This is a genomic window from Kribbella sp. CA-247076, assembly GCF_050942445.1.
GTDB lineage: Bacteria > Actinomycetota > Actinomycetes > Propionibacteriales > Kribbellaceae > Kribbella.
Genome location: NZ_CP192051.1, coordinates 901,326 through 915,508 on the forward strand (window position 1 = coordinate 901,326; position 14,183 = coordinate 915,508).

The 14,183-nt window shown below is 69.8% G+C and carries 17 protein-coding genes; 7 read left to right on the forward strand and 10 right to left on the reverse strand.

Features of this window, described 5'->3' with window-relative positions:
• Nucleotides 1-228: 228 nt before the first annotated feature.
• Entirely contained in the window at nucleotides 229-1,674 is a 1,446-nt protein-coding gene (locus ACQPYZ_RS04240) for a zeta toxin family protein (protein WP_433165399.1), read from the forward strand.
• Between the two features lie 36 nt (nucleotides 1,675-1,710).
• Here ACQPYZ_RS04240 and ACQPYZ_RS04245 read toward each other — a convergent pair whose 3' ends face one another.
• Both ACQPYZ_RS04245 and ACQPYZ_RS04250 read right to left on the reverse strand, forming a co-directional pair.
• Nucleotides 1,711-1,884, reverse strand: a complete 174-nt coding sequence (locus tag ACQPYZ_RS04245; protein ID WP_433165401.1) for a hypothetical protein — start codon at nucleotides 1,882-1,884, stop codon at nucleotides 1,711-1,713.
• A 33-nt stretch (nucleotides 1,885-1,917) separates the two neighbouring features.
• Nucleotides 1,918-2,523, reverse strand: a complete 606-nt coding sequence (locus ACQPYZ_RS04250; RefSeq protein WP_433165403.1) for a TIGR03086 family metal-binding protein — start codon at nucleotides 2,521-2,523, stop codon at nucleotides 1,918-1,920.
• A gap of 52 nt (nucleotides 2,524-2,575) precedes the next feature.
• Between ACQPYZ_RS04250 and ACQPYZ_RS04255 the strand changes: the two genes are divergently transcribed.
• Nucleotides 2,576-2,995, forward strand: a complete 420-nt coding sequence (locus ACQPYZ_RS04255) for a MarR family winged helix-turn-helix transcriptional regulator (RefSeq protein WP_433165405.1) — start codon at nucleotides 2,576-2,578, stop codon at nucleotides 2,993-2,995.
• 191 nt (nucleotides 2,996-3,186) lie between these two features.
• Nucleotides 3,187-4,029, forward strand: a complete 843-nt coding sequence (locus ACQPYZ_RS04260) for a hypothetical protein (protein WP_433165407.1) — start codon at nucleotides 3,187-3,189, stop codon at nucleotides 4,027-4,029.
• Here ACQPYZ_RS04260 and ACQPYZ_RS04265 read toward each other — a convergent pair.
• Nucleotides 4,009-6,567: a LuxR C-terminal-related transcriptional regulator gene (locus ACQPYZ_RS04265; RefSeq protein ID WP_433165410.1), complete on the reverse strand. Its 2,559-nt coding sequence runs from the start codon at nucleotides 6,565-6,567 to the stop codon at nucleotides 4,009-4,011. The two genes, ACQPYZ_RS04260 and ACQPYZ_RS04265, sit on opposite strands and share 21 nt — an antisense overlap.
• 63 nt (nucleotides 6,568-6,630) lie before the next feature.
• The gene (locus tag ACQPYZ_RS04270) at nucleotides 6,631-6,996 is read right to left on the reverse strand and encodes a PRC-barrel domain-containing protein (RefSeq protein ID WP_433165412.1); all 366 of its coding nucleotides are present in this window, start codon (nucleotides 6,994-6,996) and stop codon (nucleotides 6,631-6,633) included.
• A gap of 161 nt (nucleotides 6,997-7,157) precedes the next feature.
• On the opposite strand from ACQPYZ_RS04270, the gene ACQPYZ_RS04275 reads away from it, so the two are divergent.
• Both ACQPYZ_RS04275 and ACQPYZ_RS04280 read left to right on the forward strand, forming a co-directional pair.
• Nucleotides 7,158-7,667, forward strand: a complete 510-nt coding sequence (locus ACQPYZ_RS04275) for a sigma-70 family RNA polymerase sigma factor (RefSeq protein ID WP_132208601.1) — start codon at nucleotides 7,158-7,160, stop codon at nucleotides 7,665-7,667.
• Nucleotides 7,664-8,326, forward strand: a complete 663-nt coding sequence (locus ACQPYZ_RS04280) for an anti-sigma factor family protein (protein ID WP_433165415.1) — start codon at nucleotides 7,664-7,666, stop codon at nucleotides 8,324-8,326. The genes ACQPYZ_RS04275 and ACQPYZ_RS04280 overlap by 4 nt, the downstream gene beginning before the upstream one ends.
• A gap of 430 nt (nucleotides 8,327-8,756) precedes the next feature.
• Here the strand turns inward: ACQPYZ_RS04280 and ACQPYZ_RS04285 are convergent, their stop codons facing one another.
• Both ACQPYZ_RS04285 and ACQPYZ_RS04290 read right to left on the reverse strand, forming a co-directional pair.
• Complete coding sequence (locus ACQPYZ_RS04285; protein WP_433165417.1) at nucleotides 8,757-8,996, reverse strand: hypothetical protein; 240 nt, start codon at nucleotides 8,994-8,996, stop codon at nucleotides 8,757-8,759.
• 62 nt (nucleotides 8,997-9,058) lie between these two features.
• Nucleotides 9,059-9,766 carry an ArsR/SmtB family transcription factor gene (locus ACQPYZ_RS04290; RefSeq protein ID WP_433165420.1) on the reverse strand — a complete coding sequence of 236 codons (708 nt, stop codon included), beginning with the start codon at nucleotides 9,764-9,766 and terminating at the stop codon, nucleotides 9,059-9,061.
• A gap of 65 nt (nucleotides 9,767-9,831) precedes the next feature.
• Here ACQPYZ_RS04290 and ACQPYZ_RS04295 point away from each other — a divergent pair, with 65 nt between their 5' ends.
• Entirely contained in the window at nucleotides 9,832-10,464 is a 633-nt protein-coding gene (locus tag ACQPYZ_RS04295; RefSeq protein ID WP_433165422.1) for a flavin reductase family protein, read from the forward strand.
• Here the strand turns inward: ACQPYZ_RS04295 and ACQPYZ_RS04300 are convergent.
• The 3 genes from ACQPYZ_RS04300 to ACQPYZ_RS04310 are packed head-to-tail and all read right to left on the reverse strand — an operon-like array spanning nucleotide 10,427 to nucleotide 12,323.
• Nucleotides 10,427-11,212 (reverse strand): arylamine N-acetyltransferase family protein, encoded by a 786-nt coding sequence (locus tag ACQPYZ_RS04300; RefSeq protein ID WP_433165424.1) that lies wholly within the window; start codon nucleotides 11,210-11,212, stop codon nucleotides 10,427-10,429. The genes ACQPYZ_RS04295 and ACQPYZ_RS04300 overlap by 38 nt on opposite strands.
• A 45-nt stretch (nucleotides 11,213-11,257) precedes the next feature.
• Nucleotides 11,258-11,614 carry a hypothetical protein gene (locus tag ACQPYZ_RS04305; protein WP_433165426.1) on the reverse strand — a complete coding sequence of 119 codons (357 nt, stop codon included), beginning with the start codon at nucleotides 11,612-11,614 and terminating at the stop codon, nucleotides 11,258-11,260.
• Nucleotide 11,615: 1 nt separating this feature from the next.
• Nucleotides 11,616-12,323 carry an SDR family NAD(P)-dependent oxidoreductase gene (locus tag ACQPYZ_RS04310; RefSeq protein WP_433165428.1) on the reverse strand — a complete coding sequence of 236 codons (708 nt, stop codon included), beginning with the start codon at nucleotides 12,321-12,323 and terminating at the stop codon, nucleotides 11,616-11,618.
• Between the two features lie 112 nt (nucleotides 12,324-12,435).
• Between ACQPYZ_RS04310 and ACQPYZ_RS04315 the strand changes: the two genes are divergently transcribed.
• Nucleotides 12,436-13,350, forward strand: a complete 915-nt coding sequence (locus tag ACQPYZ_RS04315; protein WP_433165430.1) for a LysR family transcriptional regulator — start codon at nucleotides 12,436-12,438, stop codon at nucleotides 13,348-13,350.
• Nucleotides 13,351-13,356: 6 nt separating this feature from the next.
• Here ACQPYZ_RS04315 and ACQPYZ_RS04320 read toward each other — a convergent pair whose 3' ends face one another.
• Nucleotides 13,357-14,175, reverse strand: a complete 819-nt coding sequence (locus tag ACQPYZ_RS04320) for a GntR family transcriptional regulator (RefSeq protein WP_433165432.1) — start codon at nucleotides 14,173-14,175, stop codon at nucleotides 13,357-13,359.
• Nucleotides 14,176-14,183: the final 8 nt, after the last annotated feature.

Here is a 14,183-nt window from a genome sequence, read left to right on the forward strand (position 1 = left end):
GAAGCTGAGTGGACGCGGTGGTTGGTTGTCCGGGGTTGAGCGGAGCCGCGGCCTGGCCGGCTAGGGAAGTGGTGGGACGCTCGCGGATTGGCTGTGGTGAGCGGGGGCTTCCGTTTGTCGTGGGGTTGAGTGGCTCGGGTGTTGGAGGCGGCCGCGGCGTGCTGGCTCAGTTCCTGGATGGGCGGGCGAGCTGTTTCTGGCGACCCTTGGGGTCGGTAGTTTCTTGGCATGGTGCGTGGTGTGGTGGGTGGGTTGGAGCCCTCGGGTGTGGGGTGGTTGCAGCGGGTTGCGTACGAGGTGGCGGTCGAGGGCGCGGGGCAGGCGATCGGGTACTACGCGGAGCTGATTGCCAACGAGGAAGCCGGCGATGCGCCTGATCTTGAGGCGATTGCGGGCTGGCGGAAGGAGCAGCTGGCCTGGGCGGTACGGCGGCGGGGGTTGCGGCCGGAGGACCGGGTGGAGATCAACGCCATGTACTCCGAAGGCGAGGCCCTGCTGGCCGAGCCTGAGGCCGGCAAGACCGTCAGTGGAGAGCTGAGCGAGGACGAGAACGAGCGGATCTTCCGCGAACGCATCGTCCCCGACGAGCTGACAATCTCGCACGACTCGCCTGGCGGCAATCGATCCCCCGTTTCGGACGAGCTAACTGTCTCGCAGGAGTCGCCCGGCGCCAGTGGTTCCCCTGTTGCGGACGAGCTGACCGCCTCGCAAGAGTCGCCGGGCGCCGGTGATTCACTCATGCCCGATGCATCCCCTGTGCCGGATGAACTTCCTGTTCCCGATGGGGTGGGTGTCGGCGGCGGGGTGGCTGTTGACGAGGTGTCGGTGGCTGGTGGGGGGATCGGGGCTGGGGAGGCGGCCGCGGTTGACGCGGAGACGCTTGCGCAGGAGGGGCCGGTGGTTGTGGTTGTTACTGGGCCGCCGGGGGATGGGAAGGGGGCGGTGGGGGCGTTGGTGGAGGAGGTGCTGGTTGGGCGTGGTCGGCGGCCGGTTCGTGTTGCTGTGGATCTTTATCAACCGCACTGGCCTGTGCTGCGTACGTCGCTTGCGAGCGAGCCCGCCGAGGACAGCTACTACACCGCGGACGGCCTTCGCTGGACAGCCAAGGCTCTCGCGTACGCGCGGGAACACCGGTACGACGTGATCCTGGAGACCCCGCTGCTCGAGGCGAACGACGTGGTCGAGTTCACCGCGGCCGGGTATCGCGTCGAGGTCGCGATTGTCGCCGTACCTGAGGCCGTGAGTCGGCTTGGTGTGCTGGATCGGCATCTTCGGGAGCTGGAGGTCTACGGGTACGGCCGGCTTGCTGATCCGGCGTTGCACGATGCCGCGTGTCAGCGAGTGCTCGACGTGGCCGAGGCGGTCGATCGGGAGCGGATTGTTGACGACGTCGCAGTACTGCGTCCGGACGGGGAGCTGCTCGATGCGCCGACGTCAGTCAAGGCGACGGTCGAGGAGGAGCGCGGCCGGTCGTGGACGGCTGCGGAGTCGCGGCAGTTCCTCGACCGGCTTGCGGAGGTTCAGCGGATCGGGATGTCGGCGCCGATCGAGTGGATCCAGCGGGAGGCGGTCGAGGGGGCGAGAGCAGTACGCAAGCTCGCCGCGCCGCACCTGCACCCGGACGCCGTCACCATGCACATCGCCACCGCAGGAGTACTACCGCCGGACGCCTGAGACTACAGGCGTCCGGCGGCGCGCCGTTTCGGTGGGTCAGACGCCGTGTTCGTTGGGCTGGCGTGGGGTCCGCTTGGAGTAGTCGCCGGTTACCCGGCCCTTCGTGTCGCGGACCTTTCCGTCGTCGCCCAGCCCGCCGCGCTTGGCGAGTTTCTTGGCTTCGCGTCCTGACATCCAGCCCTGTTCCTTGGGCTTCTTACCGAATGCCATGGTCTCTCCTCTGAGTCACCCCCGCGACCGTTGTTACGTCGATGGTAGTGACGTGCCGGGCCAACCGGGGTTGCGTCCCAGATGCGCGACGATCCGGTCCAGCGGGTCGTCGCCCGACCACGGTACGGCGGGGCCGAACGGAGAGCCCGGGGTCAGCCGGAAGTCGCCGGCCGGGACCAGGTCCGCGACCGCCTTGGCGGCCTCCAGGACGTCGGGACCGAAGGAGACTGTGCTCCCCAGGGTCTTGGCGACGTCCCAGGAGTGCACGACGTAGTCGATGAAGTGGAAGCTGATCGCCTGCTGGCCCGGGAACGACGTGCCGAACTCCACCAACGGGAAGGTGCGCTCGGCGACGCCGTCCTCGGCGAAGGCGGCCAGGACATGCTCGGCGGACTCGACGTACGCCTTGACCGGGTCGTCGCCGAGGTCGCGGAGCTTCCATGCGGCCTCGTCCTCCTCCCCGCGGGAGGCGGACGCGAATCCGTAGTGCTGGGTCGCCATGTGGGCGAGCAGGCCGTAGAGGGTCCAGGACCGGCACGGCGTCGGCTTGGTGAGGTCGTCGGCGGTGACGGGCGTGACCAGGTCGATGCTGGCCCGGACCGCTTGAGCGTCGAGGGATACGTGGTCAACAGTAGGCATGCGTAGATCATATGCGTTAGCTTATGATTGCGCCAGTGTTATCTTTTCGACCGTGAGCGACGAGCGTCCCGACCTCGCCGCGATGCTGCATCCGTTGCTGCGGGCACTCATCGCGGCGGAGTTGCCTGTGCTCGCCGAGCACGACGTCTCGATGTGGGGGTACGCCGTCCTGACCGCCCTCGACGACACCCCGGTGCGGACGCAGGCCGCCCTCGCCGAGGCGATCGGCGCGGACAAGTCGCGCATCATCGGCACGCTCGACGAGCTGCAGGACGCCGGCCTGATCGAGCGGACGCCCGATCCGAGCGACCGCCGGGTCCGGCTGCTGTCGATCACCCCCAAGGGCCGGCGGGTACGGCGTGCCGTCCGCAAGGACATCCGGGTCCACGAGGACCGCATCCTCGCCCCGCTCCCCGCCGCCGACCGCCAGGCCTTCCTCCGCGCGATCCGCCACTTCTACGACACCCGCTGACTCCAGCCCCGCGACCCGCGACCCGCGATCCGATGCCCGCGATCCGCCCCCGCGATCCGCCTCGCGATCCGCCCCCGCGATCCGCGACCCGCCGACCGCCTCCAGGAGACGAGTGACTTCAGCCCTGCGATGGAGGCGGTTCCCCCAAGCGAGTGATCCGGACGGCCACCACCCAGGACGAAGCTGATGGCATGACGATCGTCGCCACACTCACCTGGGCCGTGCTGTACGGCTGCCTCCGCGTGTGGTTCGCCCTGGGCAACGCCCCCGACTGGAAGCTCCCCGGCAACGACCTCCTCGTCCCCAACTGGATTGCGGTCGCGGGATGCGCAGCCAGCGCCGCGGCCGTGCTCGCCGTACGCCGCCACCCAGCCTCACGCCCGCTGATCCGGACACTGTGGGCGCTCGCAGCCGGCTGGGTAGCCGCCGCCGGTTTCGCACTCCTCGACCTGGTCGGCGGCGTCCTACCGGGCCTAGGGATCCCCTTCGACCTCCCCGGCATGCTGAGCAGATTGGCCGCGCTCACAGGCGCCGCCCTGCTCGCAAGGACCGCGCTCGTCCATCAACGCCGCCTAGGCCCGGGCCGCTCGCTGACCGCGATCCCCTGGTGGGCCGTCGCCGGTGCCGGCGCCGCCGTGGCCGGCTGCCTGATCCGGGTCGGCGCCCAAGCGGTCGTCGGGTTCGGCAGTACGCCGTACGGCGCGAACCTCTCGATGATCGTGTTCGAGGGCGGCTTCCTGCTGACCGGGATCGTGTTGCCGTTCCTGCTCGTCCACCGTCTCGGCCGGTTCTTCCCGCGGTGGATGCTGCTCGTGCCCGGCGCCGGGCTGGGCGGCGGCATCACGGCGTACTTCGGTGTCGGATTGCTCCAGATGATCGCCGCCACGGTCCAGGGTGAGGCCGTGTACGGCGACGTCGGTCTGCCGGCCGCCTTCTTCTGGGTCGCCGTGCCCGCGTACGTCGTCTGGGGTGCAGGTCTCGCGGTGGCGACGTACGGCTACTACCTGACCCGGTCACCGGCTGTGGCTGAGTAGGCCGAGCTCGCCTGCCCGGCGTACGGCTGCCCGGCGGTTGTTCACGCCGAGCTTGAGGTAGATGTTCTTCGTGTGCGTCCGCAGGGTGTTCAGGGACACCGTGAGTTCGCGGGCGATGTCCGGTCCGCCGAGTTCGCTGCCGAGCAGTCGCAGTACTTCGAGCTCGCGCTCGCTCAACGGATCCGCCCCGCGCGACTCGAAGCCGGTCAGCCGGCTGATGTACGACTGGGCGATCCCGCGCTTCGCAGCGGCCTTCAACAGCGACTCCATCGCCGGACCCTCGTCCACGAAGATCCGCGCGTAACCCTCCGGTGCGGCCAGCGCGAGCGCGCGCTCCAACGGAACCAACGCACTGGGTACGTCGTCCCGCCGGGCCAGCGCCTGCAGCACGAGGATCTCGATCACGGTCCCCATCCGGCCACCCGTCTCGGCTTCGTGCAGCAACCGCTCCAGCAACTCCCGCGCCTCGTCGACCGATCCCTCGTCCACCGATCCCTGGGCGAGCAGCGCCCGGGCGAACGTGATGTGCTCGAACTCCCGCAGATAACTGAGCTCGGACGGCAGCTCGCGGGCCCAGGCGAGTACGTCGTCCACCTTGCCCTGACGGATCCACACCCGCGCGCGCATCGCCGCGACCGGACGGACCTCAGGCGAGAAGTCCCCGAAATACAGGCGTTCCGCGTCGTCGAGCAGCGCGACGGCCTGGTCGAGATCGCCTTCCGCCTCACGGATCCGGGCCATCGCCACCCGCGAGCGCCAGGGGTTCTGCGGCAGGCCCATCGCCTCTCCCAGCCGCTCGCTGCGCTGCAGGAACTCCAACGCCAGCGGCAGGTCGTTCCGCTCGCGGTGCAGCCCACTCAGACCGACGTACATGTCGGCCGTCCCGCGCAGGTGCGTGCCGAGCTCGAGGGCGCGTTCGTAGACACGCATCGCCTCGCGGAGGCGTCCCTGGGTGATGCTGAGGTCCGCGAGCGTGATCGAGCAACCGAGGGCGTCGGGCAGGAACCCGACCCGGACCAGGCTCGCCATGCAGTCCGTGTACGCCGTGTGTGCGGCCTCGAGATCGCCTTGCGCCCAGGACGCGAGCCCGAGCAGGCCGGTCGCCGCACCGTGGCCGAGCTGGTCGTCGTCCGGCAGCAGTTCGAGAGCCTGCCGCCCGTAGGCGACGGTCGCGGCGGTGTCGCCGTGGATCAGCGCGAGTGCGGCCCGATAGACGGCGATCCAGTCGCCCAGCTCCGGATCGCGTGCGGCGTTCTCCAGCAGCGCCGCGACGTTCTCCACCGATCCGGTCGCCATCAGCGCGCCGGCGTACCCGATGCTCAGGGTTGGTCGGGCGCGGACTACGTCGTCGGGCAGGCGTGCGAACCAGCCGAGCATCGCCGCCTCCTGGCGGTCCCGTCGACTGGCCGGGATCGCCAGCTCGACCAGGTCGCCCGCCCGCTCGAAGTCCTCGGCGGCCAGGGCGTGGTGGATCGCCGCGGGCAGCTCGCCGTACTGCTCGTACCAGGCGCTCGCGCGGCGGTGCAGGACCGGCACCTGGTCGGGATGCTCGTCGAGCAGGCGTGCGTGCATCACGTCGGCGAAGAGGTGGTGGTACCGGTACCACTGCCGGCGGTCGTCGAGCGGGACGAGGAAGAGGTTCCCGCGTTCGAGCTCGGCCAGCGCGGTCTTCCCGTCGACCCGGCCCGTCACCGCGTCGCACAACGATCCGTTCATCCGGCTCAGGATCGACGTCTGCAGCAGGAACGACTGGATGTCGTCGGACTGGCGATGAACGACCTCTTCGACCAGGTAGTCGACGACGAACCGGTCGGTGCCCGCGAACCCGTCGATGAAGGCGGTCACGTCGTCGCGGCCCTGCATCGACAAGGCCGCCAGTTGCAGCGCGGCAATCCACCCCTCGGTACGCGCCTCCAGCGCCGCCACGTCCCCCGCCGTCAGCCGCAGGCCCATCGTCTCGTTCAGGTACGTCGCCGCTTCGTCCGGAGTGAACCGCAGGTCGGCGGCCCGGAGTTCGACGAGGTCGCCGCGCGCCCGCAACCGGGCGAGCGGGAGCAGTGGATCGGACCGGCCGGCGATCACCAGCCGGAGGTTCGGCGGCAGGTGGTCCAGCAGGAAGACCATGCCGTCCTGGATCTCGCGCGCGTCGATGTGGTGGTAGTCGTCGAGCACCAGGACGACGTCGGCCGGGATCGCGCCCAGGTCGTTGAGCAACGGGGTGAGCAGCACAGCCGGCGGCACGGGCTGCGAGGACTCCGGCAGGTCGCCGACGTCGGGTGCGACCGTGCGCAGCGCCGCGACGACGTACGTCCAGAAGGTCGTCGGATCGTTGTCGCTCGCATCGAGTGAGACCCAGGCGACCGACTGGTCCCCGAAGGCCGTGAGCAGTGTGGTCTTCCCGAAGCCTGCCGGCGCGGAGATCAGCGTGAGCGCCGCCCGCACCCCCAGCCGCTTGCTCAACCGCGGCCGCGGCACCACACCTGCCCGCGGCCGGGGAACGTACAGCTTCGTCTCGAGTACCTGCGTCAGCGCCCCCACCCCCTCCCGCTCTCAGCGTGCCACAAGCGGGTGGCGGTGGGGGCGCCTCAGCGGCGGACGAGATTACATTCCGCGCTTGTAGTAGTCGCCGTAGTAGTTGCCGAGCCGGTCCCGGTACTCCTGCTCGTCGTAGTCGGCCACGTCCGGGTCGTACTCCGGCGAGTCCTTGATCTGGTCCTTGGTCCGGTCGACGTAGATCTTCTCCTCGTCGGCGTCGACGCGCTGGACCACGCCGGCCGGGAGCAGAACCTTGCGGCCGAGGATCCACGGCCCGGTGTCGACCACGATCGACGCGGACCCGACCTCGTCCGTCGCCTTGTCCACCTTGCCGATGTCACCGTCCACCGCGGCGATCTTGTAGCCGACGATGTCGGTGCCTTGCGCGTACCCGGACTCCTCGCGGTAGTTCCACGGGTCGAAGGTGCTCATCGTGCCACTCCTTGTCTGCAGGGGGTGGTACGGCGGTACCCCGGCAGCGCCGGTGAATGCGCGCCGACATCGTCCGGAACTTCGCTTCCTGTGCAGAATGGTTGCGAGCAGGCAGCAGCGGCAGCGGGGTCCACCCGCTGCATGACACCGCAGGAGCGCCGATGGCCGATGACCGCGCGGCGCTGCTCCGCGAGTTGCACGACGTGCACGCGCCCGCGTTGTGGCGGTTCGTGGTCCGGCTGACCGGCGACGACCGGCTGGCCGAGGACGTCGTCCAGGAGACCCTGCTGCGGGCGTGGCGCCGGCCGCAGATCCTCACCGAGGACGAGGCGGGCGCCCGGGCCTGGCTGTTCACGGTCGCGCGCAACCTCGTGATCGACGACCGGCGCAGCGCCCGGGTCAGTCGGGAGGTGGCCAGCGGCGACCTGCCGGAGAACCCGAGCGCCGACCACGCCAACGCCGTACTCGATGCCTGGCTGGTGGCGGAGTCGCTGGCACAGTTGTCCGAGGAACACCGGCAGGTGATCGTTCGTGCGTACTACGGGCGTCGTACCGTCACCGACATCGCCGAGGAGCTGGACATCCCGTCAGGCACCGTGAAGTCGCGGCTGCACTACGGGCTGCGAGCCTTGAAGCTCGCGCTGCAGGAGAGGGGGGTGACGAGCCAGTGAGCGATCCGTACAAGGAGTGGGACGCGGCCTACCTGCTCGGGGCGCTGTCGGCGAAGGACCGGCGGGCGTACGAGGAGCATCTGCGGACGTGCGACGAGTGCTCGGCCGGGGTCGCGTCGCTGGCCGACGTACCCCGGAGCCTGGCGGCGCTGCCCGACGACCGGGCGCTCGCGACCATCACCGCCAATCCGCCGAACCTGCTGCCCGGGCTGGTTCGCGCGGTCCAGCAGGACACCCGCAAGCGGCGCCTCCGGATCGGTCTGGTGATGGCCGCGGTGGCCACCGCGGCCGCGGTCGTCGGTGCGGTGGTGGCGATCCCGCTCAGTCGCGAGGAGCCGCAGGGGGACTACGTCGTCCTGGCGCAGACCGTGGCCAGCAAGCTCTCCGCGGACGCCCGCCTGGTGCCGGAACGCTGGGGTACGACGATCGAGATCAGCTGCCGGTACGACGAATTGGCGACGCCGAGTGAGCGAGCCCGTGGTTACGAGCTGTACGTGACGGACACGTCCGGTAAGGCGCAACTGATCGCGAGCTGGACCGCGGCGCCGGGGACGACGGTCAAGCCGGCCGCGACCACGAAGCTGCAGCGCCACGAGATCCGCGCGCTGGACATCCGCAGCTCGGAGAGCGGCCGGATCCTGCTCGCGGTGCACTTCTGACCACTGTCCGGTGCCGCTGCGTACGGCGCCGGCCACCGTCCGCACGGATCCGGTTGCATTCGGCACGAATGACTGGTGACGACTGGGGCACCTGAACAACAGGAGCGACAGTCGCTCGAGAGGCTGTCTCTCCAGGCCCCGGTGTTCAGGGACGTGCACCGGGGTCGCTCCCTGTCACCGTGTCGATCGGCTGGCTCTGCGTCAACGACGACCGGCCGCGGCCGCCGAAGATTTTTCCTGCGATCGTGTAACGCTCAGGCCGTTACCACCGATACACCGTGTGTAACGCCACAGAGCATCCCGTCCCAGGTCAACCGCCCGAAGGGCCTGGGGCGGGGTTCTCGTTTCGCCGCCAGGCGCCCCGGCCGCGTTACGCACGAAGGCCCCCGGTGATCCACCGGGGGCCTTCGCGCGTCGATCCCTCCCTACGTCATGACGCCTGTTCGCTCGGATGGTGCGACTCCGGCAGCGCGATCCGGTCCGCCGGGAGGCGTTCCGTGTGCTCGGTGCCGTCGACGCCCTCGTACTGCACCAGACCGGTCCATCCCGTCTCCTCGTGCTCACGGCCGATCAGCCAGCCGGGCCGCCACTCGCCGTCGACGAGGACGATCACATGGCTGGGCAACGGCAGACGGGACACCAGTTCGGTGCCGGGCTCGAACTCAGTCATGGCCGAAGGTTAAGTGCATTCCGCGCTCGGCGCCTCCCGGCAGGCGTTTCGTCACGGACTTCTCAGACTCCGGGCAGCAGCTCCCGGACGACTCCGGCGGGCAGTCCGAGCCGGCGGACCGAGCCGGTCACCTTCAGTGCGCGACCACCGGAGATGTGGCTCACCCAGCCCTCGTGCAAGGCATGTGCACACAAAGCCGCGCCGACCGCGCCGGCCAGATGCGGCCGGCGTTCGGTCACGTCCAGACATGACCGCACCGCGGGCCGGCCGGGCCGACGCTCGAGCACGATGCCGAGATCCGTCAGCCAGGCGGTGCCTTCGGGCGTCAGCGTGACACCGTCCGACCAGTCGATCAGACCGCGCTCGGTCATCGCGTCCGCGAGCGCAACGCCGAGCTTGCCGGCCAGGTGGTCGTAGCACGTGCGCGCCCGCGCGAACGCGTCCCGCTTGCTCACCGCCGCCAAGCTGTTCAGTACTTCGGTACGACGAGGTGCGAGCGCCGCGAGCCCTTCGATCAACTCGGCCGTTTCCGGGCCGGCGAGCTTCAGATACCGGTGCCGCCCCTGCCGGACCTCGGTCAGCAACCCGCCGTCGACCAGCAGGTTCAGGTGCTCGCTGATCGTCGGCCGGGAGACCTTCGCCAGCCGCGCCAGCTCGGTCGCGGTCCACGCCCGCCCGTCCAGCAGGGCCAGGCAGACCGTCGCCCGGGTGGCGTCGGCCAGCATCCTGGCCCACGCCGCCAACTCCTGCCCCTCGGCCTGCGTACTCACGCTCCCATCATGCCGCCCGCACACTTCGGCCAACACCGAAGCGACCGCAACCTACCGTCAGCCCCATGACGCACCTGACGATCGAACCGTCCATCCTGTACGTCGGTACGCCGGTCGCGGTGCTCTCCACCGAGAACGCCGACGGCACGATCAACCTCGCCCCGATGTCGTCCGCGTGGGCGCTCGGCGACCTCGTCGTCCTCGGTCTCGGCGCGACCGGTCAGACCGCGCACAACCTCCAACACCGGCCGGAGCTCGTGATCAACTTCCCGTCACCGGAGCTGTGGGAGGCGGTCGAGCGGCTCGCACCGCTGACCGGTCGTGACCCGCTGCCTCCAGAGAAGCGGGCGCGCTTCCGCTTCGAGCGCGAGAAGTTCAAGGCGGCCGGCCTGACGCCGGTCCCGTCCGAGCTGGTCGGGCCGCCACGGGTGGCCGAGTGCCCGTTGCAGTTCGAGGCGTCCGCCGTACGCGTCGAGATGGGCGCCGATGGCAACTTCCTGGTCGTGCAGGCGAAGGTGCTGCGAGTGCACGCCGACGCGCGGATCGTCGTACCGGGAACGTCGTACGTCGATCCGCGCGCCTGGTCGCCGCTGGTCTACAACTTCCGCCACTACTTCGGCCTGGGCGCGGAACTCGGCGAGTCCTTCCGCACCGAGACGCCTAAAGAAGCCGCAGGCGGTCGACCTCTTCGTCGCTGAGGTGGACGTCGAGGGTCGCGAGGGCGGCGGGCAGTTCCTCGGCCGGTACGACGCGGTGCGTGCTGCGACCGTCGGCGTACTCGGTGGTGAGCTCGTCTCCGATCAAGCGGCGGATGACGCCGTCGGCGACCCGCATGACCACCGGGCGGCCGGTGAACGGTGAGTCCGGGTGGGTCGAGACGTAGTGGTGGTAGACCTCGTAGTCGATCGGGCGCACCGGCTCGTCGTTCGACGCGTGTTGCGGGATCCACCCGTCCGGCGTCCGCTTCGACAGCGTCCACACGTCGCCGTCGACCGTGAGCCGGTGGTCCCAGCCGCCCTGGTCGACGACCACGCCGTCCTTCAGCGGGGTCGGGTACAACTGACCGGCGCCGAATCCGACGTCGGCCAGGAACTCCTGCCCGTCGACGCCTACCTTCAGCAACGCGTGCGTCCGCGGTCCCGACTTGTGCGGCTGGACCCGGGCGACCCGGCGTTCGACCTGGAACCCCAGCCGTTCGAGCGCGGCGCCGAACAGCAGCGCGTGCTCGTAGCAGTAGCCGCCGCGTTGCCGCCGGACGAGCTTGGCCTGGATGGCGTCCAGGCCGATCCCCGGATGCGTCCCGAGGACCACGTCGAGATTCTCGAACGGGATCGCCAGCACATGCGCCCGGTGCAGGCTGCGCAGCCCGTCCGCCGAAGGCGTCACCCAAGAGTGCCGAATCCGCTCGAGGTAGGCGTCAAGATCAAGCTCATCGATCTCCCACATGACGCCCACCCCAACACCTCCAGTCCACTTGAAGTCGAGCGCTGATCAGAGCTTGGAAACCTGGTAGTGGGCGATCTGCCAGGAGTCGCCGACGTGCCGGACGATCAGGCTGAGGTACACGGACAGAGGCGGGCGGTCGGTGAAGGTGAAGTCGACGGCGAGGTAGCCGAGGACGAGGTCGTCCGCGAGTCGCCGGGTCTCCAAGACGCCGTACGACGCTCGCAGGCCGCGCGGCTGTGAGTCGTAGTACGCGGCGACGTCGTCCGGGCCGACGCCGTACAGGTGCAGGCCCTGGAAGATCGCGTCGTCGGCGAACAACGCGGCCACTTGCTTCGGCTCGTGCGCGTCGACGCCGGCCTTCCACTCGTCGAGGACGCTCTGCAGGATCTCGAGCTCGGTCATCTCAGTGCCCCGCCAACTGGCCGCCGTCGACATGCAGTATCTCGCCGGTGACGAACGCGGCACCTTCGAGATACACGACCGCGTCGACGATCTCCTCGATCTCGCCGAGCCGGCCGACCGGGTGCAGTGCGGCGAGGAACTCGTGCGTTTCCGCCGGATGCATCGGCGTACGGACGACGCCCGGAGCGACGGCGTTGACCCGGATCCCGCGGGCGGCGTACTCGGTGGCCAGGGAGAGGGTGGCCGAGTTGAGACCGCCCTTCGTCAGCGAGGCCAGCACGGACGGCATGTTGCTGTTGGCGTGATCTGCCAACGTGGTGGTGATCGTGACGACGTGGCCGGTGCCCTGGGCAAGCATTGCCGCGACGGCCTGCTGGGTGAGCTCGAAGAAGCCGCGAGAGTTCACGCCGGTGACGAGGTCGTAGTCCTCGGCGGTGTATTCGGTGAACGGCTTGGCGACGAACACGCCTGCGTTGTTCACCAAGGTGTCGATCCGGCCGAACTGCTCGACGGCGGCCCGGACGATCGTGCGGCCGACACCCGGTTCCGCGACGTCGCCGGGGACGGTCAGCACCAGCGGGTCGTCCGACGGCTCGATGGTGCGGGAGTTGGCGACGACGGCGTACCCGAGTTTCCGGTACGCCTGGACGAGGGCCGCGCCGATGCCCTGGGACGCACCGGTGACGACGGCGACTTTCTGGGGACTCATGGGGTTGTCTCCTTGTCGATGGTTGCTGTAGTTCGATAGTTGTCGAACGATCGGTGGTTTTCCACGACCGGTTCGCTCCCAGCTGAGAGGCCCCGCCTACTACGATCGGCGGGTGGAACTGCGGCAGTTGCGGTACTTCGTCGCCGTGGCCGAAGAGCTCAACTTCGGTCGCGCCGCGGCCCGCCTGCACATCGCGGGGCCGTCGCTCTCGCAGCAGATCAAATCGCTGGAGCGGGATCTCGGCGTGCGGTTGTTCGACCGCGACCGGCGTACGGTCACGCTGACCGCGCACGGCGAGTCGTTGCTGCCGCAGACCCGGGCGCTGCTCGAGCAGGCCGACGAGCTACGGCGTACGGCGGCCGGCTTCTCGGCGACCGAACCGGTCCGGCTCGGCTACGTGAGCTGGCGGCCGCCCGATCTGGTCGAGCGGACGTCGGGTGTCGCGCAACTGCTCGTGGACGCCTGGGTGATGCCGTCACACACGCAGGCCGGCCGGGTCGCGGACGGCAGCGTCGACCTGGCGATCTGCTGGGTGCGGGCGACCGATCTGGCCGAGCAGCAGCTGGAGGGCCGGCTGATCGGGGCGGACCGGTTGTCCGCGATCTCGTGGGGTCGCGACGAATCCGCCGTCCGCGCCAAGGACACCGTCGTACTGGTCGACGCGGACACCGCGACCTGGGCGTCGTGGAACATCTACGCGGTCGAGCTCGCCCGCGAGACCGGGGCCGAGCTCGTCCGGATCGACGACCACGGCATCACCGGCCCGGCGCTCTTCGAGCACGTACGGCGCCTGCGCCGGCCGGTCGTCAGTTCGCCGAAACGGGACGCGACCCCGGTGCCGCCGGATCTCGTCCGCCGCCCGATCATCGAGCCGACGCCGATCTGGACGTGGGCTCTGGTGGCCCGGAGGGACGAGCCGGGTCGCGCCGTACTGGCCGCCGTCGAGGCGCTCACACGTGGCGTCGCCGTCGAGCTGTCCGACGGCTGGCTGCCGGCGGACGATCCGTTCCGTCAGACGCAGGCCTGAGTCGTGTCAGGTGCCCGCGTGGGTGACTGCGGCTGTGGTGAGGCGGTAGCCGGTGTTGGCGGAGAATTCGGCGGACAGGGCGAAGCGGTCGGCGCGGACGAGGGTGTGCCGCCACTCGACCGGGCGGTTCTGTGAGCTGCCCTGGCGGTTGATCGAGAAGGCGGCGGCCTCCGGCGGGCAGCGGAGGAGGGCACGTTCGGCCGGCGTGGGTACGACGGCCCGGATGTCCTCGCGGCCGTGGTCGAGGCGGAGGCCGGTGCTCGCGGCCAGCTCGTTGTAGAGGCTGGTGTGCGTGAAGTCGGCGTCCAGGAGCGGCTCGGCGATGGACGCGGGCAGCCACACGCGATCCAGCGCGAGCGGCTCGTCGCCCGCGAAGCGAAGACGCTCGAGGTAGAGCAGCGGAATGGACTCCTCGAGGTCGAGGCGGGCCGCGATCACCCCGTCGGCCCGGATGTCCAACGCCCGTACGACGCTGTGCTGCGTCAGGCCGGACGCCTCGACCGAGGAGAACAGGCTGTAGAGCGCACCCATCGGCTGCCGGATCTCCGGGGCGGTCGCGACCCGGGGCTGGCGGCCGCGTTCGGCGACGATCAGACCGTCCGCGCGCAGCTTGGTGAGCGCCTGCCGGACCGTGTGCCGGCTGACCTGGTAGTCCTCGACCAGCGCGAGCTCGCCGGGGAAGACGTCGTCGAATTCGCCCGCCCGCAGTCGCCGGACCAGGTCCTGCTGGAGCTGCTTCCAGAGCGGCTGGCCGCCGGAGCGGTCGAGCCTGCGCTCGGTCATCGGGTGGTGCGCCTCCATCCGGCTTGCGAAATGTCCGGTCATCTCCTAGC